Genomic DNA, 26,919 nt, shown 5'->3' on the forward strand with positions numbered 1-26,919 from the left:
ATCCAGTCAGTTGTCCATGAAGGCAGTGTTCAAAAAACCATATTCGTTGGTATTGAATGGCAACAATTCAGCATATTCAATCTTATTATGAAGTAAGATTTAAAATCCCAATAAGCACAAGGCTTCAAGCCCTATACCAAACATATCCATTTGTCAAATATTTCATTGATTTGCTTCTATTACAAACCTACTTAGCACCTAAGTCAATCAAAACTTCAATAAAAAACTTTTTAAAAATTGAGAATCAGTCATGGTAGCGTAAAGATTGGCTCACCCAAGGTTAACAGGTAACTATTACTTAAGAGAGTGGCGTGATAAAAAGACAATTAAGGTTTTATCGCCAACTGGAAGAGTCAGTTGATGCAACCTGACTCAAAAAAGTCTCTGGCAAAGCCAGACCAATTCATTCTGAATCAGATACTGCAGGCACCACAGCAAACCGTACATCACACTTAAGCAGCATGGTCTTTCCACGCACTGTCAGATCTGAAGTAAAACGAAACTGCTGGGCTGCGTCAACTGGATAAGCTTTTAACCGGTAATGTGTTCCCCATGGTTCTTCCTTTACAATCACAATGATAGGTTTATCAATGTAAAGAAATGGGCTTGTCAGCGCCACATCTTCCAACAATTGCTTTACTCGGATCCCGTCATGCTGGGGATGCAGATAAAAATCGGCCGCGCATTGAAGTCGTGCATCACCATTATTGGAATTAAAAATGGCCTGATTCCATAAGAGTGCATGTGGAATCAACACTCTGTCATCGTCTGGTGTAACCACTTCGACCGTTCGCATGCCCACGTGACACACTTCACCATAAATATCTCCAACCCTGATCCAGTCACCATTGCGATAGTTTCGCTCCCCAATCGCCACGATACCGGCGATAAGACTGCTGACATAGTCCTTGAGTGCAAAACCCAGCGCAACTGCAACGGTCCCGAGTAAAGCCACCATATTTTGAATGGAAGGTTCAATCAGCAGCGGCACAATCACCACAAACGTTATCAGAATAATGGCCAAACGGATAAAAGGCACCATGACTAGCAAATTCAGCCGTTTTTTACCCTGAAGCCGGTTGCCAACCCAGGATAATGTCCGCTGAACGGCGACAATCAGTATGATAGCCGTAACAATGATCACCAGAAGCTCCAAACCAACAGTGGCATCTATTGTTTTAAAAATCTGCACTACTTGAGTTTCATCAGTCATATGATTGGGTCTCTTCATTCATCAAATTAGAAGTCGTCAACCAGATAAGCGCGCCCGTGCAGCAAATTGCGTACAAACGAATATGCCAGCTCATGGATACTCCAACGATCATTCCGGTATTGTACAAACCCTATTCTTTGCAACCGCTGGAGCAGCATCATACACAAAGGATACGACAATGGCAGCAATTCTGACAGAACTGACCCAGGCAAGCCACCGTGAATCAACAATACATGTAAAAGGAGCGTACTGTCCTCTTCCATACCAACCGGTAGCACAGGTTCCGGAAGTACCGAGGCAACCCAGACACTTTCCTCACTCAGTTCGTTCTTTTGCTCAGTTTCTTCTTGATCGTTTGGTTTACGTGTATCTGTTTCAGCTTCGGAGCGCAAACACCTTCGCCAGTAGTGCAAAGCTATGCCAACATTACCGCGACAATGTGCGGCAAGCCGAGTGATCTCCGAATGCACCTGATCTGCGTCACTTGGCACGGTAAGTATATCTTCGCCATTTGCAGCACTGCGAAATCGAACTCGCTTGTCTGACCGCGAAGCCGTCATACCAGATAGAAGCTGAACCAACCGCAAACCATCGAAAGCCTGTAAGGTCAGGACATCTGCCTGAGATACCGGCCAGATACGCTGCAGAAACGACCATGCCCAGCTGTCGCAACCGATCATACCCCTGCCAAATCGTCCACTGTCTATACGCTCAAACAATAACCGCACAAACTTCAATCCATCAGGATGACGCAGAAAACAATGTTCCAGATTCGGCAGCACCCAGAGCTGACCGTTTTTCGGCCAGTCATCTAACCATGAAACTTTGCCGGCGAGGATTTGCTCACAGGAGGGGGAAGCTATCGTTATTGCCTGATGCCGTTCTCCCCATAACCGTACAGTTTGGGCATGATCGGTATAGGGCTGACCAATAATCCATTTGACAGACCTGCCTGAGTCATCAGTCGCCAACCAGTCAACCACAGACGCATTAAGCGCTTCTGATACGATGCGTAAATCCAGAAAAGGTACCAGATGTTCCAATCGAACGTGAGATAAACTGCGCAGATCAGACTCCTGTTTGACAAGCGTCTGCGATGATTCATCAACCCTTCTGAAGATCTGTTTGAAGGTCACCCATGCATTTGCCATCGCACTGTGTGCAGGCAAACCAGGAATCTCGTAATCCGGTGGAGAAACGAATGTCCACACTCCATTCTCTTCCGACCCGAGTGTATCAGTTGTTTTTCCAGATTTAGAAATCGCGTGGAACCTATTCAAGCACACCTTCCTCCGTCAAGCATCAGCCAGAATCCAACAGTAACAATAAACCATTCACCCTGTTCAGGCTACAAATATCTTATTTGGCTCTTATTGTCTGATCAGGTCTGGTAAAGAGTTTAGTGAGTGTCTCCTTGAATCGTGCTATGGTCGAAGGTGATATATGGAGAATCAAGCTATCCAATCAGCTGAAAATGCTCGAGACATGAACACAGATATTATCATTGCAAATTTTTATCGGGATGTTCAAGTCTACGAAACTTGAAGATGCAGTAACAGCTGCATGCAAAGAAACCAATGAATCAGGGCGTGTTTACGTACTGGCCTGTTCTATTCATGGTTAACGTGCTGTAATTTTATATAATCTATATTAGCTCTGGCAGTGGTACCATGATCTTCTGAACAACCTTATATCGCTACATTTTAGGATACTGTGCTGTTAAAGAAAACCCAGCAAACATTTCGCTCAGTTGACAATAATCTCAGGAATTTAGAAGATATACTGAAACTTTATAATTACTTGCTATGCATTAAAAAATTTCATCATGAACGACAAATCAAAAATGAAGGTTTATTACAACTCTGCTTGTCCTGTTTGCAAGGCCGGAATAGAAGGTCAAATGGATAAGGATAATACCTGTGAGATTCAATGGAATGATGTACATAAAGAAAATCAGCTTGCCTCTGAGGTCGGCTCTGATCTTGAGTATGTAAGAGAGCGTTTGCACGTTGTCGATGAAAACGGGCAGTTGCAGATTGGTTTTGATGCATTTCTCGCGATTTGGCGTAACTCACCGTCAGAAATCTGGAAATCAAAGATTTTTGGATTACCCATTATCAAACAATTGTGCCGTGTCAGTTACAATATATTTGCAGCTATTCTCTACAAATGGAATAGAGCAAAAAAACATTGGTAGCAAATGGAAAATTACTCACTCACCAGCTGGACGGGTGTCATTACCATGGGAAACTGGCGGACTAATTGTCATGTATATTAGCTCAAACTTAATCTGACAGATACACATTTTACCCGAGGGTGTTCAAACTTCTGTGTCACCTGCAAATTGCCTAACGGGCTTTCCCTGTTGAGCCACTTCAACCGGTAACCAATCAACACGGCTTTTGATTTCTGGAATTCTTCGATGCTTGTCAATCAGTATATGGGCCACGATGTTCTACCCGTATTAATAGCGATTGGAACCCATCCCTTTACAGGCAATGAATACATTGCCCGGTGCTTCGGCCAAATTGAATAAGTCAACTTAGTACTGGATAAATGGATTCCCAACATGCCCCAGTGAGAGTTAACTTTTGTGTTGGCTATGTCACAATGAACTATTGAAAATGATTTGTAAAATCATATTTTTTATTTGCAGTAAACTAGTTATATAACTTTTAGTTAACAAAAATCATTAATGATCAGAGTACTGGAAAATTCAACAACTAACTTATGCATCGCCTCTGTGTTGACTAAAATTCCGATACCCTGATCAAAATCGGCAACCCTCACTTTTTCCAATAATCTGTCACATTAGATCGAAACTACAATTAATCAGATTTATCATGGTTTAAGTTTGAAGTATTTTGTTGCATTCTCCAGCGTGGTTGTGTTGTCCCCTCTTTCGGCGCTGGCCACCCTTCGCGTTGTGCACCCCGGTCTCCATCGGTTGTTTCTGTTTGATCGTGCAATAACGTTACCTGAGTGTTATAAGGCATATCGATATGAGCGCCATCTAAAGCCCGTTTGATCGCTATAATGACAGATGCACGAACTTCAGCCATATCTGACCGATGAATATTTGTCCACCATTGAATTCGGATGGTAACCCAGCTCGCAGCCAGTTCCCAGGCCAGTACGCTCGGAGCGGGATCTTTTTCAATCTCTTCAATCTGTTCAATAGCCTTCCGTATTATCTCGCACGCTTCCTCAATATCGTCACCATAGCCAATACCAACTTCGTATTGACTACGACGCTTATCAAAGGCTGTTTTGACCAATACCGCATTGGTATAAATATCGCTGTTTGGAATAACAACTCGCTGCCCATCGAAAGTTTTAATCAAAGTGGCACGAGTTTCAATACGTTCAACAATACCTACAAAACCACTCGCTTCAATCTGATCGTTCACTTCGAATGGCTTGCGTAACAAAAGGAGCAGGCCTGCAAGCCAATTTTGCAAAATGTCCTTGAAAGCAAAGCCAATTGCAACGGAACTGACACCGAGCCCAGCTATCAAATCACCGGGGTTCAATGTGGGTACTACAATGGTTGCCGCAAGTAAAAAACCCAGCAAAATTACTATCCATTTTAATAAACTGCCTAGCATTTCACCAAGGTTATCTCTATCACGCCGCAATAATTGACGTTTGACAAGTCGTTTTACAAATACACCAACACCATAAAACACAAAAAACAGGATTATGCCTAAAATAATATTCGGCAATAACTCAATGCCGCTATCAATCCAGTTATCGATACGCTCAACGGATTCACCCAAGTCAGCATCAATTTGCTGGGCCACATCTGCCACATCACTTTGTTGCTCAGAATTTTCAGTCGAATTAGTTTGATCCGGCTTTTTTGCTTTTTCATTTTGATCTGTCATTTTATGCTCCAATTTTTAGAATGCCTTAACACATTTAAACGCATTCATTAAGATATGAAAGAAAATAAAAATAGCCAACACGGGCAACACGGGCCTAGTCTGTTAATTACAAAAAACAACAAGAGACAGTTCTAAAACTAATAATAGATTGAATCCCATTTCTGATCCCTTTTCTTTATTATAACCAGTTGCCAGTGTTTTTAATGTTGCAATCGTGCATGACTGAACAACTGACACTGGAACTTAAATTCATAAGCACAATCCTATGTTATATTCGTATGATTTATGTTTGAAAAAATGTAACAGTAAAATGGTTTAATACCACGAAAGGTTTTGGTTTATTACTCTGCAATCAAAAGTGGCGGAGGCCAGACAAACCGAACCAGGGCAAACGGGTCATTTTTGATGTATAATAGAGCCCTTTGTAGGGTTCAACTGCAACAAGTGTTGTCTCAGCGTAGCATCAACGTTTGAATTGATTGAAGCAGACTCGTTGCACGGGTATGTTTTTTTCACTTTCAAAAATATTCATAGATGTTGGCACAAGCCAGCAATTCCCCACATTAATATACATCTGAGAATAGTGGTCGTTTAGTATCAATATAGATGGCACATGCGTGACGCTACCATCTATTCGATGCAAAAGATTATTATTTTAGGAAGCTGCTGAATAAGTCTTCTAACAAGCGATAGCAGCCGAAAGCAAACTTAAAACGCTCATTTACTGCGTACAAAACCAGATTTTAGTTTGCTCTCACTTCACTACCTGACTTATTTAGAGCTTCGTTATTTTTAAAACATCGTCACTGGGACAGATGTTTTCACTCGCCATTTATCAGCATGGAGGTATTATTATGGCTAAAGAAGAGCTTATTGAAATGGAAGGAAAAGTAACCAATGTTTTACGTAACCAATGTTATCGTGTTGAACTGGAGAACGGCAAAGAAGTTCATGCTTATACATCAGGCAAAATGCGGCGTTTTCGGATACGGATAGTGCTGGGTGACAAGGTTATATTAGAAATGTCTCCTTACGACCTAAGCAAAGGCCGTATCAACTATCGTATAAAAAACTAGACAACAGTGTGAATGTAAATCGGCACGGTTTCTTATTTGCCGGACATCACGGTTACCGCTATCTTCAAACCAATTGCGCTATTTTGCAACGTGTACTGACGGAGTATGGTTTGTCGATTACTTCAATCACGCAAATCAGCTTCCACGTTGCGGGCGTTCAAAATTCTGTGTCAACGTGCAGTTTGCCTCACAGACTTTGCTTGTTGGGCCACATCAATCGGTAACCGTCCGGCACCGTGCGTGTCGATGGACCGACCGTTTTAGCCGCATTATAAAAATTCGTAATCAATTTATAAATCCAGTACCGCGTCCAGACGCCTTGCAAAATAATATTGTCAGCTGCGACAATGTCACATTTCAGTGCATGCGTTATGCACTGCTTTCTTAATAAAAGGCAACTTATTTCAGTTCGCAGCACAACGGGGATGGTCACACTGAAGCACCAATTTGCGCATATCCAGAATTGTGATGCGTCCGTCGCCGTCAATGTCCCTGGGATCCAGGTCACTATAGGCATCGGTATTCAGGGCATTTCGAAGAATGTCGAGATCTTTTATATCAATCACGCCATCACCATTGAACTCACCCGCTCTGGTACCTGCAAGCACATAAGTGATCGTTAATTGCGAATAATCCACAGTCGTGTCATCGACGACGATGATATTGAATTCACCATCACGAAGCAATCCGAGAAGATTATGGTGCGCATCAGCCCCACCAGGCCAACGGTCTCCGGCATTAAACTGGGTATGAATACGTACTGGCACTTTGGCAAGATTAATCCTGAGATTCAAAACTTCTTGCTGCGCAGGCTCACGACCCAACAGATCTTTAAAGGCTATCTGCGGCGAGTATTGTTTTCTTAAGCAAGATGATGCGCATTCATTGAGCGGATCCAGAACTGACTGGTCGTAAATAATACTGTCATTGTAGTTCTCAGCAGATCCTTTCACCCGAAGCGCAAGGGTCGCGGCGGTAACCAGCGCACCTGGCGGGAGCGCGAAGGAATGTGTAAACCCAACTGGTCGGTTAGTATCGAAACCGCCCGAACCAGCAGTATCCAAATCAGCCGCAGGATTCTGGCCCGGGTCAGTAGCGATATGATCCAGAACACTCATCACAAAAACTGACTTGTCCGGCGAGTCAACGGCATCTCCACCCTGGAAATTATCCCTGTCACCCACAACATCAATCTTTTGTTGAATATGGCTTATGATTCCAGAAAACCATGCTGGCGCCATTTTATGAAAAGTAGCCAGATCTTTTGGATGAACACCATCTTCATAATCAGAAAGACTCAACGTTGAACCGACGTCCACAAAACGCAGGTTTGCAAGTCCGTAATCTGTTATCCTTTGCTTAACGGCTTGATTAAATTTATCGATTTCTGCATTCAGATTACCCTGTCTGGTTGCCAACCATGCCGAAGGGTCAGGCTCATCATCTGGTAACTGACATGCCATAGTAAAGTTGATTACATTAATTGGTGGAATTGAAGAAACAAATAATTGCGTAGCGGGAGATTCTCTAAGGATATTTTCAATCAATCCGGTTTTTGCTTTAGTTACAGCATCAATCTTCAATAATACGTTAGCAAATGCCTCAAATCTTGTTCTGGGAGTTGCCTCGCAGTAGGTATAACTATTCAAAAAATCGTTTGTACCCGCCATCAAAAGAACGATATCAGGTGTATATGTCTTCCAGGGAGTAATGTCTGAGATTCTTAGCTTATCAATAGCTGTAATTGTTCGCCCCTCCTCGCTCTCATGCGCCAAATCATTACACGGATCAGCTGTGTTTTCATCTCCCGACCCAACATAATCGATCAATAATCCTCTATCTGCAAGTAAAGCACGAAGACCTCCTTGATCTCCCCGATAACCCGGTTTTACAGCAAACCGGAGCTCGTCATTATAGCCAAGCGTCATAGAATCACCGACAGGCATAATGGTCGCACGGTCGCAATCGGCCCGCACCAACGGCGCCCATACCAGACTGGCTAATAAACCCGCAATCAATGTAGCCTGTATTGACCAGGAGAAATTATAGACTTGCCTGTCATTCCTGAAAATATTATGTATCATGATATGCTCCAATTTGACTTCTATTGAAATAACAATACGCCACAAGCAATCAGGTCAAGTCTACTAATTAATGGCAGAAAAATAAGGAGGGAGTTAATCAATGATAATAGATTTGATCTCCCCTTAAAAAATATGACCCCTTTTACGACGCTCTCGCAGTCAACGGAAACCTAATTACTCAAGGTTCAAAACGCGTTGATTCACCCACGCATTCATCACTCAAATTCTGAACAGCATCACTCGATTAGACGACGTGACATAGCTACATAATTTAATGGATACAATCATAAAATATCTCACTTGTACCAGTATACTAGGCAACCAATAAATTATTGCCAATACACCTGCTCATTAATAGAGAAGAGATTACAGCGAGGAAATCGATGCTCATAATGGGCCACATGGAGCACCTCTCGGATTGCTGAAAAGGGTAATCAGCTTGCGAGCATCTGCAATATTCACCGCGCCATCCGAATTAAAATCCAAATCCAAGTTCGGGCCAGTTTTTGCCTGACCACGAATTACGGCCAATACAATATTCAAGTCATCTAGGTCAACACAGTTATTACCGGTTATATCACCAGGAATTGACCCAATGCTCCAGCTTAGTACAAGCCTAGGTCCCTTTACAGCACCCGGAACCATAAATTTCAAACCTTCATTTGCGCCAAGTCGTAAGCCACGAAATTCGCCGTCAGTTGTAGCATCACGCATCAGTAGGCCTGCATTAGGAACATTTCTATCCGACCAACCCTGAACAAGTGATGTGATATCCCACTGAAAAATCGACCCCAACGGATTTGCATTAAAATAAATATTATTTATGGTATTACTCGCTATTACCATTGGATCGAAATCCGGCTGACTTAGATTATTCGCCCCCTCTGGATCAGGGTTGTCATTGCCACCTGCCCACGCCACACCAGACGCAGTATCAGGATCTACCGCATTCATCAGTTTACCAATTGTTTCAGTACCTTCAAATCCGGTTCCTTCAACCCAAGGCGTTCTTGGCCCTGAGTCAAGAATGCGATGAATGTCCACTGTAAAAGAGGAAAATTGTGAGCCATCAAAACTATGCAACGTTGCTTCTAATAACGCGCTTGTAAACTGAACGCGAGGAATCAAGGAATTATCGAATCGTATCAGCGCTCTCATTGCATCTGCAGCGCCAAACGGCTTACTATCTCCGCCACGCCCTGTTCCAACCATAATGAATTCTTGCATTCCATAGTTATCATTGCGTCTGATATCTAAATCTGTTCGGATATATGTATCTGTTTGTGCGTCTAAAATAATACTTACAGGATTGGACTTAAGCTCAATATCCCATTCTGCAACATCACTTGCTAGAATACCGCCAGGCATACCGCTATCTGTTATTTCACGCACTGAAGCTTCTATTCTTATCGTATGGATACCAGGGCCAGTATTGAACTGATCGGCGATAAAGATAGGCGACCCCTGAGACAACTGAGATAATACTTTCTGCCCATCTATGAATAAAACAAGTTCAGCTATCTGATCCGATCCTAAGGAAAATCCAGCCTCGCCAACAATCAGAATTGGCATCACACTCTCAAATACTGATGCGGGACCAGGTTCAGGAGAAAGAGAAGTAAAAAAAATATTTGGTGGTTTAGGGCCACCTGGAACTTCAATGCCTGTTGTTAAATCAGTAGTAAACTCCCACTCGGTGCTATCCATATCTATCGTTTTACCGACAGCATTTACAAGTGTTGCTTCTATTTTTGCTGTGTGACTCCCCGTCTCGGTAATTGTAAATCTTTTACCAACAAATCCAGAGGAACTTAAGGTTTTTTCAAGAGGAGAAAAATCATCCACCGTTAACTTTACTCTAGCTATGCCACTCGAAAACGAAATGTTTGCGCCTATAAGGATATCAGTCTCATTTTCAATAAATGATGCCTCTTGAGGAGTTAAACTAGATATACTTATAGTCACTGGTTCAGGCTCAGGATCGACTGTCCTACACGGACATCCAGGAGGCACTGATCCGCAGGGTGGAAGAACGGGACCACCTGGGCAGGGTTTGACACCAGGTGGAATACTCACGCTATGTGCCTGAGAATAAGGAATTACTAAAAATCCCACCAACAGCAAACAATCGATTACAAATTTCTTGATATTCATTTTTGGTCTCCTAATGGTATTGCTGTGTGGAATAGTAATTGATCCATTTTTTCAACTGTCATAAGAATATTTACACGCTAATTACGGTAAGCATCAATCTCCCATCATTGACCACACGCAGCACCCCTGTCATGGGTGAACAACGTCACAAGTTTTCTCGCATCGGCAATATTTACGATGCCATCGGCATTAAGATCGTAAGTAAGATTATGCGGCAACGACTTTCTAATCTCGGTCAGGAGAATAGCCAGGTCAGACCGATCCACGCAAAGATCTTTGTTGAGGTCGCCCGGCAGTAAAATGGCTGCATCAAATAGCACACGTTCATAAAGCCGGTCAAAAGGACTGCCCCATCCGCCGTCAACAGCATGAATCGCGAATACATTCTGACCGTCTTGCAGATGACTGGAGAAATCAACGGTGTCAACTTTATCTGCAAATCCGTTATCTTTGTTTTCAAAAACAAGCTGACCGTTGACATAAAACTCATAGTCATCATCAGCAGATATTCGTGCAGTGCCTGCACCCGCTGACAAAACAGTCCCTGGCCGCAAATCAAGATTAAAGCTGAACCTGAAAAACGCCACATCAGATCCCTTTGTACCATCTGAAGTCGCGGCCGGATCATGCCACATAAATGAGGCATTGGTGCCCGGGACAAGATCCGTGGGATGAGCGGAGCTCGGATAAGGAGATCGAGCAAAAGGCCAGTTATCGTCAGAGAAAGCTACAGTCTCCCAGCCTGGAAAAACCACATCGTTTGACCGCCACACGCCACTGCTTTTGATGGATGCAGGCTTATTGAATAAAACAGCATCGCAGGCACCGACAATCGATTCTCCAATCTGTGGCGTCTCAGAAGCACTATCCATCGTTCTTGCATATTCATGCGCTTCTCTCATGGTCACTCTTCCATCGCCATTCATATCAGCGTTTACCGGGTTGTTATCCGGGTCTTTACCGTAAACAGCCGAAGTCCAGTGAAATACATACTCATCGTAATTTCCTTCGGTGTCTGCGGCGTAGGATACTTCATCAAAATTCGCTGCGGTCATTACGCAAGCCGAAGTACCCGTTTCCATAGTTGCCGCCAGAATATCATCCATCATACCGCCGCTATAACATTGCTCCATGGTATAGATCGATTGTTTGGCGCGTATGTTTTTAATGAGATCGGCCAGTTCATCGTCTCTAATGGATTCTCCCCAAAGATAGAGTTTTGCATCCTGACCAGACTCCTGCCCACCATGATTGGTGGAATAGAAGAAGAATTTTCCGGTTCCATCCATATTACCCGCGACTTGATTCAAGACATTGGCAAGATTTGCTTTTGTCGCAGCAAAATCGATATCATCACGACCATCATCGTCCAAATCCGCAGTCGGAAGATGCGTTCCATTTGCAAACAACACGATAATTTCTTCATCATCAAAATTGTATTTATCTTTAAGTGCTCGATATATAAAAGCAATATCATTCCAATACCGTGAATAATTATTAAAAGCATTAAATCCGCCACTCACCAAGACTGCATAATTCTTTTTAACCGGAATCGTAATAATAGGATTGGTTGCCGGCACATCCTCTACTGAAATCGCGTTCTGATCAATAATCACGAGCTGCGCCTGAGCAACTGCATTGATTGGTATCAAACTTGACAGTTCCTGGGGAGGAGCCGTTAGAGAATTCGTCCTGATTGCTCCGGTTACGATATCGACGAATATATACTGCGCCGGATGCTCCCATCCGGCAGCAGGTTGCTCGTCGATAAAGAAGAACCATGAATCCGTAGTCACATCAACGCGCGCGCCACTAAAATCGGCAATAATTTCGTCACCCGCCTGTTTTGACTCGGGAGCGGCAAACATGGCCCTTTCGCCTAACTCACCACTAAATATCTCATTAATAACCTTATCAGCAGCGTCATTTAAGCTGATTCCTTCGCTCCTGCTTGTGTTGGAAGAAAATACAAGCACAATAAAACAAACGAGACAGGCCACCGTGATAGCAATTGATTTCTGTTCGAACATTCTCATAATGGAGTCTCCTGGAATTAGATATTTGTATCATTCATCTTTAGGGATACAGCAGAATCATATCGCCCAGCACAGTCGGCGGGGTTCGTCCTTGTTCGATTGTGTAATCTTTTGTTTCAACATCTATGAATACGTAACGACAGGCATGCTCCCAGTTGGCATTGGGCAAATCATCGACAAATATAAACCATGCCTTCTCAAATTGACCTGGCACGCTATACGTATCCTGCCAACTCGTTACAAGTGAATTTGCATGCAACGGCTGGTTTAATATGTACACAATTTTCCCATCCAGTGCTTCCATCAGTACATGTTCTTTAAGTAACTGAAGAAGCGACTGGGGAGGGTAGTCTGTTTGCACAGCTGCACTCATTGCAAAAGAATATCTCATTGCCAGAAATATCATACAAAATGTTAAATACATGCATCTCATGATTCACATACCTCAAGCAGCAATGGCAATCCCACGATAGCTTTATCAATCCTTCTTAAGAGACGTCGCAACTGAACATTCACTAATAGGCTGATACGGGAAATAATCCGCGTGAACGCCGTGCAGTTAGCCATCCGAACAATCCAATGCCAACCAGCGCAATGGTTGCCGGTATCGGCACTACATTAGTAAGTTTTGGCGGGTGCGCAAACGGCGAAAGCACATTACCGAAGGCGTCACTGAGGATGATGTTTTCAGTTCTGAGCATTGAGTTTATTATTCCGGCTCCCCCTGCTGTTGGTGCAAAAAGACCCACAGTTGCCAACGTAAAACTATCCCCTTGCAGATCTTCTAATAAAGGATTTAAAGGATCGGGGTTCAGCGGATCACAAAACACACAGGTAGCCGCATCAGCTTCCAATAAAGAGAGCACCCCGACATGAAAAATACCTGGCGTGATTACTGGCTGAGCAAGACTGATAGCCTGACCCAATGATTCATCACCCAAGAACGTTCCTAATCCTGCCGGTGGGGCTGCAACAAACTGAAAAACATTCGGATCATACAAAAAATCCAGTTCCCAAGCGCCAAGCAAAGCATTTACGCCACCCGACTGAAGCCCTGATATTTTGATATCAATAAATACATTCCCCGGCGCATGTAACTTAGACTGCTGGTCAAGTGTGATAGAAATGGTTGCAAAAGCCTGAGTGGTCGCTGAGATTACAAAGCAAAACAAAAAAATTCGCAGTATTTTTTTCATTTTTTTCTCCCCTTTAATACGAATTTATAGATTAATCGGCGCAACATAGCTGGTTATCGCTTCTTGCCTCGTACGTTTTTCTTTACGTTACCCGATTAGTTAACAGGGTATCGTAACCCTTAGGATACGAATATACGTATAAATACCTACATGAGAGTAGGGAATAAAAGATTTGAACAACTGATTTTTTCTTGACTCGAATAAAATTCGAGTCAATCCAACGCATTAAGTGGGGTTATGCGTCAACAATACATGGATTGATATAAGCGGTATCATTGTTTGGCGCTCGATAAATAAATGAATCGCCTGCTTCAGAAACGTATTTCAAAGGCCTGCCAATGTCACCACACTTGGCTTCACAAACTGAACTTCAACTATATAAACACCTGAAGAGCATGATTTTAAGAACCATTCCATCCACAGCCCCAACGAATTTTGCACGTCAGTTAACTAATTATGCGATATGATGGTTGTCATGCACGCAACAGTTGCATCAAACCCAAATCAAAACAACAAACATCAAAGAAACATCAGGATAAGAATTGCTAAACACACTCGCTGCAGTCGGCACAGGCGGCGCTTTAGGAGCTATTTCGCGTTACAGCGTCAGTCTGGCTGCAACACATTGGATGGGACATGGTTTTCCATGGGGAACGTTGACCGTCAATATCACCGGGTCATTTTTGATGGGCATGTTAATCGCCGTATTCGCACATATCTGGCACCCACCCGAAACCTGGCGACTGTTTTTTGTAACCGGCTTTCTCGGTGGATTTACCACATTTTCTACATTTTCGTTGGATATCGTCACGCTGTACGAGCGTGGAGAAATGTTATCTGCGGGTTTTTATGGAATGGCTTCCGTTGTTCTGTCGATTAGCGCGTTATTTGCAGGTATGGCGTTGGTACGGTATGTAACATCATAGTAGTCGGCACACTTGCCGTAAATCATCAGGCTTTTACTACCCGTTTACACCCAATTCAACCGACAAAACCAGGGCCTGGTATCGGGTTGGATATGGCATTCCCTGTAACGCCGACAACTGAATGCCGGCGTGCAATCAGGCATTCAGTTGTGCTAACAGACCTGGAAATGGCCTGTATAATCAGGCAGTCATCCCATTATGACGCAACAAGGCGTCCATTTGCGGTTCGCGCCCGCGAAACGCGACAAATGAGTCCAGCGCCGGACGGCTGCCGCCCATGGCGAGGATTTCCTGTTTGAAACGCGAACCGGTATCAGCATCCATCACGCCTGCGGTACTGCTTGAGGCATTTTCTTCAAACAGGCCATAAGCGTCTGCCGATAAAACCTCCGCCCATTTGTAGCTGTAATAGCCAGCCGCGTAGCCGCCGCCAAAAATATGCGCAAAGCTGTTGGGAAAGCGATTATAGTCGGGCGGCATGATAACAGCGACCTCATCACGCACTTCGTCGAGCAGCTGCAGCACTGTTTTGTCGCCATGCGGATCAAAGTCATAGTGCAGGTGCATATCAAACAAAGCAAATTCAATCTGACGCACCATCTGCATGCCGCTCTGGAAATTCTTGGCAGCAAGCATTTTATCGAACAGCGTTCTGGGCAGGGATTCCTTGGCTTCGACATGCTCAGTCATTTCTGTAAGCACATCCCATTCCCAACAAAAATTTTCCATAAACTGACTGGGGAGTTCCACCGCATCCCATTCTACGCCATTGATACCGGAGACATTGAGATCATCAATCTGGGTCAGCAGGTGGTGCAGCCCATGACCGAATTCGTGAAACAACACGATCACCTCATTATGGGTAAATAAAGCAGGCCTCGGTTTGCCTTTGATTTCCACCGGCGCTGAGAAATTACACGTCAGATAAGCAACGGGTATTTGTACAACGCTGCCGCCTTGCTCACAGCCAATGCGCCGACGCGAAATAGCGCCATCCATCCATGCGCCGCCGCGTTTGGTCGAACGTGCATACAAATCAACATAAAACCGCCCGATCAATGCACCACTGGCATCAAAAATATCGAATAGCTTAACATCCGGATGCCAGTATTGAATTTGATGTTCGAGTTCAATGGAGTCAGCTGGAACAATGGAGATATGATAAAGCTTTTCAACCAGTTTAAACATGCCCGGCAAAACTTTATTCTCAGGAAAATACTGTTTAACTTCCTGGTCCGAAAAGGCATAACGCGCCTGCCTCAGTTTTTCACTGGCATAAGGAATATCCCAGGCTTCGAGTTTCGGCAGATTCAGCTGTTCGGTGGCAAATTGCTGTAATTCCTGCAAATCCTTTTGTGCGTAAGGTTTGGCTTTAGCGGCCAGTTCCCTGAGAAAATCAAGTACTTGTTGTGGCGATGATGCCATTTTGGTAGCCAATGAAATTTCTGCATAATTTTTATAACCCAGCAATTTTGCCTCTTCTTCACGCAGTTCGAGTATTTTATTGATCAGGGGCATATTATCCCAGTTTTTTTGGCCGCTCTTATCATCTGCCGCATTGTACTCACTCGCACGGGTATAGAACGCATGGTACATTTTTTCGCGCAAAGTGCGATTATCGGCATACTGTTGCACGGGCAAATAAGACGGCATATGCAGTGTAAATTTCCAGCCATGCTTGCCATCTTTCTCGGCCAGTTGCTGAGCAGTATGTAAGACATCTTCCGGAATGCCCGAGACTTCTTCGGCATTCTCAATCAATAATGAAAAGGCATTGGTTGCATCCAGTAAATTATCATTAAATTTTGATGCGTGTTCTGACAAAGCTTCCTGAATCTTGAGAAAACGCTGTTTTTTTTCCGGCGGCAGTTCAGCTCCCCCCAGGCGAAAATCCCTGAGTTCATTATCAACAATTTTCTTTCGCGCCGAACTAAGCGTTTCATACTCGGTACTTGCGCGCAATTGTTTAAATTTCTCGAACAATTTTTGATCCTGCGAGAGTTCGGCATAAAACTGGGTTATCAGTGGCAGGTTTTGATTATAGATTTCGCGCAATTCCGGCGTATTCATGACAGCATTCAAATGTGATACCTGCCCCCATGCCCGTGACATGCGTTCGTTAGCATCCACCATAGGCTGCACAAATGATTGCCAGGTCGGCGTTTGCGGATCATGACGAATGTTATCGATAGTTGCCTTGTTTTCATTAAGCAATGTTTCAATTGCAGGCGTAATATGTGCAGCATTTATCTCTGAAAAACGCGGCAGCCCTGAAAAGTCTAGTAATGGATTTGATGGTGTATTCATAAGTTGGAAATTAAGTTTCGTTAACGTTAAGATTCGTAGACGATTTTACCATTGATTAATGTATATCTTACTTTCCCGGGTACTTCCATACCCAGAAAAGGCGTATTCTTTCCCTGACTCAACAGCGCGGGTGAAGTTACCTTCCAATAAATATCAGGGTCGAAAATGCAAATATCCGCAGCTGCTCCTGGTGACAAGTGCCCTGCATCAATGCCCAAAACTTTTGCCGGTTTAGAAGTGATTCCGGCCAACACTTTAACAAGCGGCTGTTTCATTTCCATGCCATATTTTAAAGTGAGTGACAGCAACAATTCCACCCCTGTAGCACCGATCTCCGCCTGACCAAAAGGCAGTAGTTTAGCGTCTTCATCAACAGGCGCATGATCGGAACAAATCGCATCAATTGTACCGTCCAGCAAGCCGCTGCGTAATGCATCACGATCACTGATACTTCTCAATGGCGGCATGATGTGGCAATTGGAATCAAAAAACCCAATGTCCATATCCGACATATGAATATGGTTCATTGACACATCGCATGTCATCGACAAACCCTGCTGTCTGGCCGTACGCACCATTGCCAGTCCTTTAGCACTGGATATCCGGCACAAATGTATATGCACATCAACTTCATTCGCCAATAAAATAATATTGGATATAGCGATGGTTTCCGCACAGACCGGTATCGCCGGCAGCCCCAGCCGGGTCGCCACTTCACCATCATGCGCCACGCCATCATATGCCAGATTCTTATCCTGAGGACTGAGCCAGACACTGAAACCATATGTCGATGCATATTGCATCGCCTGCATTAAAATTCTTAAATTGCCAAGAAGCCCATTGGGCTGTCCGAAAACAATGCACCCGGCGTCACGCAGCTCAGCCATCTCAGTTAAATGCTCCCCATGCAAGCCTTGTGTCAGCGCACCTATTGGATACACATTTGCCTGATTCAGGTTTCGGGCACGATGCTTCACCATCTCCACCAAACCAGGTTCATCAAGCGGCGGATCGGTATCCGGTGGACAGGCAAAGCTGGTAACGCCGCCCGCTACGGCAGCATTCATCTCAGATTCAAGTGTAGCCATATATTCCAGACCTGGTTCACGCAGTCGTACCGACAAATCAACCAAACCCGGGCAAACCACTAAGTTGCTGGCATCCAGCACATGGTCGATTCGAAAAACATCCGGTTTATCGCCGATGGCAAGAATTTTACCGCCGGCAATATAAATATCCTGGATCACATCCAGCTCATTTTTCGGATCAATCAAACGCCCATTTTTAATATAAATATTCATACGCTTTGCGCCATCTGCGCCGCTGCTAAACCTGATGACCCGCGAGTATAGACATCACCGCCATACGCACTGCGATTCCAAATGTCACTTGCGGCAAAATAACCGATTGATGACCGTCGGCCACCGATGAATCAATTTCCACGCCACGATTCATGGGCCCCGGATGCATAACAATGGCATCCGGCCTGGCCAGCAATAATTTCTCCGGCGTCAGTCCATAGTACTTGAAGTATTCTTCTGAACTCGGCAGATGCGCGCCTTGCATGCGCTCTTTTTGCAAACGTAACATCACCAACACATCAACATCCTTCAGCCCTTCATTCATATCATGAAAAACATGCACCCCTAAACGCTCCACCTTACTCGGCAACAAGGTTTTTGGTGCAATAACGCGTACTTCGGGCACCCCCAGCGTAGTCAGCGCATGAATCTGGGAACGTGCGACTCTTGAGTGCATGATATCGCCAATAATGGCAACCCGTAAGTTATGAAATTGCTGCTTATAACGACGAATAGTGAACATATCCAACAAAGCCTGCGTCGGATGCGCATGGCGACCATCCCCGGCATTAATGACATGAATGCCCGGACGTACATGTTTTGCAATCAGATGTGCGGCGCCACTTTGCGCATGCCGAACTATCAGCATATCTGCATTCATTGCCGAAAGATTATCAACTGTATCCAGTAGAGTTTCGCCCTTGGATTGAGCGGAAACGGCAATATTCAGATTGAAAACATCCGCAGACAAGCGTTTTGCAGCAATCTCAAAAGTTGTTCGGGTGCGCGTACTCGGTTCAAAAAAGAGATTGAATATAGACTTACCCCGGAGCAGCGGTACTATTTTAACGTCACGTTCGGTGACGCCCACGAATGACTCCGCGGTATCCAGTATCTGCAGTAAAATCGCCGCAGGCAGACCTTCCATTGTCAACAAATGCTGTAAAACACGATTTTTATCCAATTGCGGATTTCTATTGATCATGCCGACAAGCCTTCCTCATCGTTTTCGGCACCCTTCTTATTCTTCAGGCTCAGCTTAAATTTCCCGTCATCATCCCGATTGAAGGCCAGTATTTTTTCTTTGGGTAACTGCAACTGCGCGCCGATATATTGCGCACAAATCGGTAACTCTCTGTCGCCTCGGTCCACCAGGGTAGCCAAACTGATCGAAGCCGGTCTGCCGTAATCAAACAATTCATTAATAGCTGCCCGAATAGTGCGCCCGGTCTGCAATACATCGTCAACCAGCAGAATATGTGCGCCATCCACAGTAAAAGGAATTTCAGAGGGCTTCACCTGTGCATGCAAGCCAATCTTATCGAAATCATCACGATAAAAGGACACACTGAGGATACCCAGTGGCTCCATGTGCTGAGATGTTGACAGTACTTGATACAGGCGCTCAGCCAGCCACACCCCACCGGTATGAATACCCACCACAGCAAATTGCTTATCGCTCTCTGCTTGAATTTTGTTAACCAGCTGTTCGAATAAGATTTCTGCGTCAGGCAGTGAAATATTACACATTTTGTTCATCAAAAAAAGACTGGAGTATATGTTGTGCCGCGATCTGATCCAAGAATTGTTTCTGTTTTTTTCCCGCTACACCCGCTTGCCGTAATGCTGCACTGGCCGTTTGGGACGTATAGCGCTCATCCACAAGGCATACTTTGATATTAAATCGCCCGGTCAGACGCCGTGCAAAACGTTGGCTCAACCGCGTCATTTCATGTTCAGAACCATCCGCATGATAAGGCAATCCGACAATCAGCAGCACCGGATTCCAGTTCGCTATCAGTTCCTGAATAATTGAAAAACGCTGATCGGTTTTCTCGCTATGAATTGTTGTCAGCGGATGCGCCAGATTCATTACGGTATCGCCCACCGCAACGCCAATGCGTTTTTTACCAAAGTCAAAAGCCAGCACAGTGCCCTGGATTGAGAAACCTGTCGATTGATTCTCTGTTGACATATTAGCTTGTTGGCAGGCTAGCGACTGATTCTCCATCCTGCTGCATTCTTGCGTAGCTCAACTGTCTGTCAAGCATGTCCGATATCGTTGGACAAACGCGTGAAATCAACGCCAAGCAATTCCATTGCAGCCTGCAGCCTTGCTTCCGATGGCAAATCGAAAATAACTTCCAAAGAAGCAGGTACAGACAACCACGCATTCTGCGCCATTTCATGCTCAATCTGTCCGGCCGCCCACCCTGCGTAGCCTAAGGCAACCAGAATCTGATCCGGTCCTTCTGCATTGGCAATCGCCTTGAGTATATCGAGTGAAGTAGTGAGTCCCAATTTCTGATTTATCGTCAACGTGGATTGCCAATTGCCTATTGGCTGATGTAACACAAAACCACAATCGAGCTGAACCGGACCGCCAAAAAGAACTGCTGATTCATTGCCTAATGATTCTTTTGATGCGATACCAAGCTGCTTAAACAAGCCGGCCAGCGATAAGTCCATAGGCCGGTTGATCACCAGCCCTAATGCACCCTGTTCATTATGCTCGCATATATAGGTAACCGTTTTGGAAAAAAATGAATTCTCCATTGCTGGCATAGCGATCAAAAAATGATGCGTTAAATTGATATTTTCCATGGCGAATTCAGCTTCCCGTTGTTATATGAAACGCAACCTGTATCGCATGTTTACATGCAATACATGTCTATGTAATCAAATCCAATAAGCTGTTTGAGTCATTACCTTGGAGCTTAGTTTCATGGCAAACTTGACTGGCAGCGGTAATTCAGCCCCGCCATGCGATAATGCCATCGTTGCATGAGAGGCTTCATCAATATGCATCTGTGAAACAATGGCTCTGCTTTTTCCATCATTTTGCGGCAAACGCAGCAAGTGACCGGATAGATGGTCACCCACCTGTTTCTCGGTCTCAGCCAGAAAACCCAAATTCCATTTGTCACCCATTACGCCGGCGAGCATGCCAATTACAAAAGAACCACCATACCATACTGGATTCAATAAGCTTTTACGCCCCCCCAACTCCTCTATACGTCGTTCAGTCCATGCCAGATGTTCGGTTTCCTCGCGGGCTGCCTGTATGAGTGTTTGTTGCACCATTTCATTGCGTGCAGTCAAACTCTGTCCCTGGTATAGCGCCTGTGCGCAGACTTCACCTACGTGATTGATACGCATGAGCGCCGCTGATAAATCCTTTTCGGGCACGGTCAAATCGGTTTCCGGCAGATCGCTGCCTGGCACAGGCCTGACCGTATGCGCCGGTGTTAACAGCGTACGTAAGGCACCATCAAAACCGATGATTATTTTATCAATATTAATCATAGTCTTCTTATATGAATAGTAAAAAAATGAACCATACTCGCAATTTTATTTCAATGTTCATGGCATACCCATTTGCCGCGCCAGCAATGTAACCGGATGCAAGACTTCTATATCAGAATCGATTTCACGTAATTTACCAGCGATATGCATTGAACAGCCCACATTTGAGGTTAGCAACAATTGTGCACCACTTTGGATAATTGCGTTAATTTTATTATCTAGCAACCTGCCTGCTAACTCCGGTTGTTGAATAAAATATATACCTGCAGCGCCACAACATTGATCATTATCCGCCAAAAAAACCACCTGTGCATCCGGAATATATTGTATCAGCTGATAAGGATAATCCTGATCACCCAATACATTTCGTAAACTGCAGGGATCCTGCACGGCTATTTTTTTTGCTAGCGGCCGAATGGATATTTGGTCCCAGCCTTCAGCACCGACCAGAAATTTACTGATATCCATCACACTTGGCTGCTTTATCTGATCTTCCTTCAGTTTCTTTTTGGCCTCACATCTATCGAATTCGCTCAATTGCACACAACAACCGGAAGCTGTACATCCAACGCGATTCAAACCCAGCTCACCAAAAGCCTGTTGATTGCTTTTCATCATCCGCACAGCTGTTTGAGCATCGCCGGCGTGTTGATGCAACGCGCCGCAACAGGTTTGCTTTTCTGGTATATACACGCTGTAACCAAGCCGATTTAACACAAAAATACTGGCATTCAATGTTGCCGTGTCCGTTAACCGCGCAACACACCCCAGAAACAAGCCGATCCTTCCTTTTTCTTCTCCAACTGCCGGATAAAAACTTCGCCAGGTATGTGAAAAAAACATTTTTCTATGACTGCCCGCATAGGGAAATACGACCGGCGGCAATTGCATCACCATTTTATCCATTCCGGATTGCTTCCAGAAACTGAATTTTTGCAGCCATGGCAATGAATTCAGCCATCGCAACAATCGCAACATGCCGCTTTTCTGAAACAAATAAAGCAACCAGCGCAATCGGTCCAGTCGCGCCGGTTGAACAACCAACGCTTCCAGCAATTGCGAAAGAAACCGTTGTCGCTGTGTTAATTTTTCAGCCCCTGTTTCATCCCGGCATGACTCAGATTCACGGATCATTTTGCGTGTCTCATCAATCAGTAATCCATACGCCACATTATTCGGGCACACAGATTCACAGGCACGACAAGTCAGACAGCGGTCCATGTGCTCAATGAATTTCTCATTCGAAGGAATACGGCCATTAACAACGCCACTCATCAAGGCAATACGCCCGCGCGGAGAATCCGCTTCGGATTTCAATAAACGATAGGTCGGACAGTGCGGCAAACACAACCCGCACGAAACGCAGCGATTGGTTTCTTCAATAAGAAATTTTTTTGAATACCCGGATGATGAACGATCAGATCCCACAATTTAAGTTTTCCATTGTATTTTCATAATTGTAAGACAACTTTACTGAAAAAAGATTTAAACGACAATTTTTGTCATGTAACAATCAACGCAGGCAAATCGTTCCCAACCATTAAACAGCAAACTGAGCAACATTGCAAAACCAGCAAAAAGTGCAATAGCATCATTCAACGTTTACCGGACTTACAATTCCGGCGCTTACCAAAAAGAGCCGCAATAAACCGAAACACTTATGGAACGAAGCGTACGCGAAAAAGGATCCTGTATATCGATCATGACTTTCCCGCGCTCCGGGACACCTTCAAACTGGTAAACTTAGCCGGAGATTCACAAAAACCCATCTTTTTTAACGATTAAATATGAATGAATACGCCGATCATTTCAATGCTTTGCTGATTTCAAGCGTCATAGTCATATTCTGCGTAGTTTTACATTATGAAGCGTTGCGATTTTTAAGTCGCACCATCGGCATTCATGTTCATAAACGCATAGGCGTACTCGTCGTCATGCTGGGTTTACTGGCCGCGCACGTCCTTGAAATTATCGTTTTCGCTTCAGGCTATATGTTAATGCAGCAAGTTTTTGGATTAGGGCATATTACCAACATAGATGAAGGCAATTTCCTAGATTATATTTACTACTCATCGGTTGTGTATACAACAGTTGGGTTCGGTGATTTATTACCTGTCGGCGCCGTGCGTATGTTGAGTGCCGCTGAAGGTCTGGTTGGACTGGCCATGATTACCTGGTCGGCCTCCTTTACCTTTCTTGCCATGAAACATTTCTGGCCGCACCCAATGGAAGAAGCAAAAAAGCCATCAAAGGATTAATTCCCTGAATTCTCGCCACATAAAATCACTGGATCACACTTAATTACCCATCGATACCTGGCGTGAAAGGGTTCGACAAAACATAAACATGCTAAAACAGAATCAACGTATAAACACGACATAGAACGGTTGGCGCAAAATGAACAAGTGCCAACAAAATACCTCGACTGCAAAAACTGCAAAGCTCCAGATAAACCTTGCATCCTTATTATGAGCTGCTATCAATCATGCTAACTGACGAACTGCAATCTATTATAGATCGCCACAAACCGTGGCTGGTAATTACGGGGGCCGGGATCAGCTTAAACTCCGGAATTCCGACTTATCGCGATGACAAAGGGAACTGGCTGCGCAGCGACCCCATTAAGCATCACGAATTTATCCAATATGAAAACAAGCGGAAACGCTACTGGGCTCGAAGCGCAGTTGGCTGGCCTCCGGTTGAACGGGCGCAACCCAATGATGTGCATTATGCGCTCGCAGAACTGGAGAAGCGCGGCTACATCACTGGCCTTATTACACAAAATGTTGATCGATTACATCAAAAAGCAGGGCAACAAAATGTGATTGACCTGCACGGGCGACTTGATCGGGTACGCTGTTTAAACTGCGGACAATATGAAGAGCGTTGGCAGCTTCAAGTTCGTTTACTGGAGCGCAATCCATTTTTAACGCCACTCACCGCAGAATTGGCACCCGATGGAGATGCCCATGTGGAAGATAAAACTATTGAGAAAATTACACCGGTTAACTGTATGTCATGCGACGGCATCTTAATGCCCGATGTCGTTTTTTTTGGGGGTACGGTTCCCAAAAAAACCAATCTCGCCACTGCACAATTATATGAACAAAGCAACGGGGTGTTAGTCGTTGGTTCGTCGTTAATGGTGTACTCCGGCTTTCGTTTCTGCAAACTGGCGAAACAGGATGGTAAACCGTTAATGATTATTAATCGCGGCAAAACCCGTGCTGATGATTTTGCCGACTATAAAATTAAACGGGACTGCCAATCGGTTTTATCAGCTTTAATCGACTATCAGTACCCATCATTTCAAAGTTGATGGAGAGTACTAACGAGGCAGTTTATATTCTGTGCCAGATAAGCATTACGGCTAACGCACTTTGCTAGCTGGCCACGTCAAATAACTGTTGAGCAACTTTTTTACATTTTTTTTGCTAGTGGTACTCATTTCAGGGCTGCGTGCCGCTTCTACTCACGCATATCACTGATCTAGAACCAGTCTGATTGCATCTAATTTAAACTCCTTCGTTACTGCTTTCTGGTTACTATTTTATTTCATATGATTGATGACATCGGGTTGGACGCTAATTCTACTTCAGCCTATACAGAATACATTCTGTCTCAAATTGTCAAAATACGAAAATTTAAGGCAAACATAGTTTTCATATCTTTGAAATAGCGTTATTTTGTAATTCGCTGATTTGCTGAGTACGTAGCCCCTGCTTTTTTAAATTAAACGACGAATCCAATACATGTCATCAAGAATTACCTTTGCTATTTTGATGGACAGACACGTGAATTAGACACATATTCACTCTGGATTGTTGATTGTTTAGGCGATAAAATAAAACTGTCTATTGCGCTTCATATAAAGTATTTTTGATCTAAAAAAACTAACATTTTTGGACTTACTGAAATAACAAGTAACTAAATGAGGACTATTGCACTCATTCAGCAGTTGAATTCCAAAGTTCGACAAGCCCAAAAAGTAGTAGTTAAACAAAATGCTCTCTACTTCCAGCGTTAACTTTACGAATTAAATCCCGCTCAAATCTGCAAGGGTAGTAGGTGCCGTTGACGTGCCTACCAATGCAACAACAGTATCGCGTGTATCAATATATATATTACTATTACCACCTGTTTGGTGCTGAACAACATAGGTTACATCGGTACCGGCAACAGATGTTCCTAATAATTTAAAAGCAATTGTATCGCCTGTTTGCTTCCAGAAATTTGTATTAACAGCTCTTTGCGCTGTAATAGCCGTAGCAATATCAGTCGCTAAACTACCAGACGTGGCTCCTGTTGAGTTAACATTGTTTGCTGTACTAAAGTCACTACCAGTCGTTGCTGCCAATGACGTCGGTATAATTTCCAGGTCAAGTATGTCTGTACCCGCTGTATAGTCGGAAATTTTATCCAAAGACGTATTCAGTGAATCCGCGGCTCCTATTATAAACGTGTCAGTACCACCTCCACCACTCATGATGTCTGCACCGACGCCACCTGTAATTGTATCGACTCCTCCACCGCCAACAATTGTGTCAGCTCCACTTCCACCGGTTATAGTATGACCCGAATCAGATAATGTTATGCTATTTGTGAAATTAGCTAAAATATAGCTTTCAACCGAAGGAATTACAGTAATTGATGCGGCATCTGTAAATGTAAGTGTGTTTGAACCTGTTGCTGTAGTTTTGGGAGCAATTGTGTCATGTTGAGAATCAGTTATCGATGCATCTCCAGTTGCTGTAATTGCTGTAGCCGCTGCAATTGCAGCATTATTGGTTGCCATGGTTATATTAGTGAAAGTATCAGTCACAGCATATGAATTAACACCACTGTTTCCTGCGTCATCAATGGTTTTAGCTTGTGTTGCTGTCACATTATCGGTAATGGTGATATTGACTGCTTCATTCAGGCCGGCACCAGCGGCTATATTCGCGGCTACATCGCTGATGCTGTAAGTGACACTGGTTGCAAAGCCTGCAATGGTGTTTGCCTGGGCAATGGTTGCTGCGGTGCTGGCGGTGACCGCACCTGCTGCATTTGCAATCACTGCATTGGATGAACCTGCTATGGCTACCGCGGTATCGGTTATGGTCGCTACTGACTTGCTGCCGGAGTTGGTGGCGTTTTCTATGGTCGTGGCCTGCGCGATGGTGACATCATCGGTAATAGTAATATTGACCGCTTCATTCAGGCCGGCGCCAGCGGCTATATTCGCGGCGACATCGCTGATGCTGTAGGTGACACTGGTTATAAAACCTGCAATGGTGTTTGCCTGGGCAATGGTTGCTGCGGTGCTGGCGGTGACCGCACCTGCTGCGTTTGCCAGCACTGCATTGGATGAACCTGCTATGGCTGCCGCGGTATCGGTTATGGTCGCCACTGACTTGCTGCCGGAGTTGGTGGCGTTTTCTATGGTCGTGG

At 44.3% G+C, this 26,919-nt stretch carries 23 protein-coding genes; 5 read left to right on the top strand and 18 right to left on the bottom strand.

Translation table 11 applies throughout. The annotated features are described in order from the left end of the window. Positions 1 to 403: 403 nt before the first annotated feature. Positions 404 to 1,231, bottom strand: a complete 828-nt coding sequence (locus C8R11_RS13705) for a mechanosensitive ion channel family protein (protein ID WP_219908613.1) — start codon at positions 1,229 to 1,231, stop codon at positions 404 to 406. An 8-nt stretch (positions 1,232 to 1,239) separates the two neighbouring features. After that, the gene (locus tag C8R11_RS13710; RefSeq protein WP_146159117.1) at positions 1,240 to 2,493 is read right to left on the bottom strand and encodes a hypothetical protein; all 1,254 of its coding nucleotides are present in this window, start codon (positions 2,491 to 2,493) and stop codon (positions 1,240 to 1,242) included. 545 nt (positions 2,494 to 3,038) lie between these two features. Here C8R11_RS13710 and C8R11_RS13715 point away from each other — a divergent pair. Then, entirely contained in the window at positions 3,039 to 3,410 is a 372-nt protein-coding gene (locus C8R11_RS13715) for a thiol-disulfide oxidoreductase DCC family protein (RefSeq protein WP_107796194.1), read from the top strand. Between the two features lie 123 nt (positions 3,411 to 3,533). Here the strand turns inward: C8R11_RS13715 and C8R11_RS17025 are convergent, their stop codons facing one another. Both C8R11_RS17025 and C8R11_RS13720 read right to left on the bottom strand, forming a co-directional pair. Next, entirely contained in the window at positions 3,534 to 3,662 is a 129-nt protein-coding gene (locus C8R11_RS17025) for a hypothetical protein (RefSeq protein WP_280523908.1), read from the bottom strand. 379 nt (positions 3,663 to 4,041) lie between these two features. Further along, complete coding sequence (locus C8R11_RS13720) at positions 4,042 to 5,100, bottom strand: mechanosensitive ion channel family protein (protein WP_107796195.1); 1,059 nt, start codon at positions 5,098 to 5,100, stop codon at positions 4,042 to 4,044. An 854-nt stretch (positions 5,101 to 5,954) separates the two neighbouring features. Between C8R11_RS13720 and infA the strand changes: the two genes are divergently transcribed. Next, complete coding sequence (infA, locus tag C8R11_RS13725; protein ID WP_107796196.1) at positions 5,955 to 6,176, top strand: translation initiation factor IF-1; 222 nt, start codon at positions 5,955 to 5,957, stop codon at positions 6,174 to 6,176. Positions 6,177 to 6,580: 404 nt separating this feature from the next. Here infA and C8R11_RS13735 read toward each other — a convergent pair whose 3' ends face one another. The 5 genes from C8R11_RS13735 to C8R11_RS13755 form a co-directional block, all read right to left on the bottom strand. Beyond that, positions 6,581 to 8,260, bottom strand: coding sequence for an SGNH/GDSL hydrolase family protein (locus tag C8R11_RS13735; RefSeq protein ID WP_107796198.1), 1,680 nt, complete (start codon positions 8,258 to 8,260; stop codon positions 6,581 to 6,583). Between the two features lie 387 nt (positions 8,261 to 8,647). Then, a complete protein-coding gene (locus C8R11_RS13740; RefSeq protein ID WP_107796199.1) occupies positions 8,648 to 10,414 on the bottom strand; it encodes a hypothetical protein in 1,767 nt (588 codons plus the stop codon). A gap of 104 nt (positions 10,415 to 10,518) precedes the next feature. After that, on the bottom strand, positions 10,519 to 12,450 hold the full coding sequence (locus tag C8R11_RS13745) for a C13 family peptidase (protein WP_107796200.1): 1,932 nt from the start codon (positions 12,448 to 12,450) through the stop codon (positions 10,519 to 10,521). Between the two features lie 40 nt (positions 12,451 to 12,490). Then, on the bottom strand, positions 12,491 to 12,811 hold the full coding sequence (locus C8R11_RS13750) for a hypothetical protein (protein ID WP_146159118.1): 321 nt from the start codon (positions 12,809 to 12,811) through the stop codon (positions 12,491 to 12,493). A 154-nt stretch (positions 12,812 to 12,965) separates the two neighbouring features. Then, the gene (locus C8R11_RS13755) at positions 12,966 to 13,646 is read right to left on the bottom strand and encodes a hypothetical protein (protein ID WP_107796202.1); all 681 of its coding nucleotides are present in this window, start codon (positions 13,644 to 13,646) and stop codon (positions 12,966 to 12,968) included. Between the two features lie 542 nt (positions 13,647 to 14,188). Here C8R11_RS13755 and crcB point away from each other — a divergent pair. Next, positions 14,189 to 14,572 (top strand): fluoride efflux transporter CrcB, encoded by a 384-nt coding sequence (gene crcB / locus C8R11_RS13760; RefSeq protein ID WP_107796203.1) that lies wholly within the window; start codon positions 14,189 to 14,191, stop codon positions 14,570 to 14,572. A gap of 180 nt (positions 14,573 to 14,752) precedes the next feature. Here the strand turns inward: crcB and C8R11_RS13765 are convergent, their stop codons facing one another. The 8 genes from C8R11_RS13765 to C8R11_RS13800 form a co-directional block, all read right to left on the bottom strand. Next, on the bottom strand, positions 14,753 to 16,879 hold the full coding sequence (locus C8R11_RS13765) for a M3 family metallopeptidase (RefSeq protein WP_107796204.1): 2,127 nt from the start codon (positions 16,877 to 16,879) through the stop codon (positions 14,753 to 14,755). Between the two features lie 26 nt (positions 16,880 to 16,905). Continuing rightward, on the bottom strand, positions 16,906 to 18,180 hold the full coding sequence (locus C8R11_RS13770) for a dihydroorotase (RefSeq protein ID WP_090697713.1): 1,275 nt from the start codon (positions 18,178 to 18,180) through the stop codon (positions 16,906 to 16,908). 25 nt (positions 18,181 to 18,205) lie between these two features. After that, positions 18,206 to 19,165: an aspartate carbamoyltransferase catalytic subunit gene (locus C8R11_RS13775; RefSeq protein ID WP_090697711.1), complete on the bottom strand. Its 960-nt coding sequence runs from the start codon at positions 19,163 to 19,165 to the stop codon at positions 18,206 to 18,208. After that, positions 19,162 to 19,701, bottom strand: a complete 540-nt coding sequence (gene pyrR / locus C8R11_RS13780) for a bifunctional pyr operon transcriptional regulator/uracil phosphoribosyltransferase PyrR (protein ID WP_244907698.1) — start codon at positions 19,699 to 19,701, stop codon at positions 19,162 to 19,164. Before pyrR ends, C8R11_RS13775 begins: the two co-directional genes overlap by 4 nt. Before the next feature lies 1 nt (position 19,702). Then, positions 19,703 to 20,155: a Holliday junction resolvase RuvX gene (ruvX, locus tag C8R11_RS13785; RefSeq protein ID WP_107796206.1), complete on the bottom strand. Its 453-nt coding sequence runs from the start codon at positions 20,153 to 20,155 to the stop codon at positions 19,703 to 19,705. A 68-nt stretch (positions 20,156 to 20,223) separates the two neighbouring features. Next, the gene (locus C8R11_RS13790) at positions 20,224 to 20,784 is read right to left on the bottom strand and encodes a YqgE/AlgH family protein (RefSeq protein WP_090697704.1); all 561 of its coding nucleotides are present in this window, start codon (positions 20,782 to 20,784) and stop codon (positions 20,224 to 20,226) included. 75 nt (positions 20,785 to 20,859) lie between these two features. Next, positions 20,860 to 21,486: a 2-polyprenyl-3-methyl-6-methoxy-1,4-benzoquinone monooxygenase gene (gene coq7, locus C8R11_RS13795; protein WP_090697703.1), complete on the bottom strand. Its 627-nt coding sequence runs from the start codon at positions 21,484 to 21,486 to the stop codon at positions 20,860 to 20,862. A 57-nt stretch (positions 21,487 to 21,543) separates the two neighbouring features. Further along, positions 21,544 to 22,914 carry a (Fe-S)-binding protein gene (locus C8R11_RS13800; protein WP_244907694.1) on the bottom strand — a complete coding sequence of 457 codons (1,371 nt, stop codon included), beginning with the start codon at positions 22,912 to 22,914 and terminating at the stop codon, positions 21,544 to 21,546. A 359-nt stretch (positions 22,915 to 23,273) separates the two neighbouring features. Between C8R11_RS13800 and C8R11_RS13805 the strand changes: the two genes are divergently transcribed. Continuing rightward, complete coding sequence (locus C8R11_RS13805; protein ID WP_107796208.1) at positions 23,274 to 23,744, top strand: potassium channel family protein; 471 nt, start codon at positions 23,274 to 23,276, stop codon at positions 23,742 to 23,744. Between the two features lie 227 nt (positions 23,745 to 23,971). Continuing rightward, the gene (locus tag C8R11_RS13810) at positions 23,972 to 24,805 is read left to right on the top strand and encodes an NAD-dependent protein deacetylase (protein WP_107796209.1); all 834 of its coding nucleotides are present in this window, start codon (positions 23,972 to 23,974) and stop codon (positions 24,803 to 24,805) included. A gap of 717 nt (positions 24,806 to 25,522) precedes the next feature. On the opposite strand, the gene C8R11_RS16270 is transcribed toward C8R11_RS13810, so the two are convergent. Then, positions 25,523 to 26,919: beta strand repeat-containing protein (locus tag C8R11_RS16270; protein ID WP_425320589.1), on the bottom strand; the 1,397-nt coding region annotated here is incomplete at its 5' end.

The organism is Nitrosomonas aestuarii, from assembly GCF_003046585.1.
Lineage (GTDB): Bacteria > Pseudomonadota > Gammaproteobacteria > Burkholderiales > Nitrosomonadaceae > Nitrosomonas > Nitrosomonas aestuarii.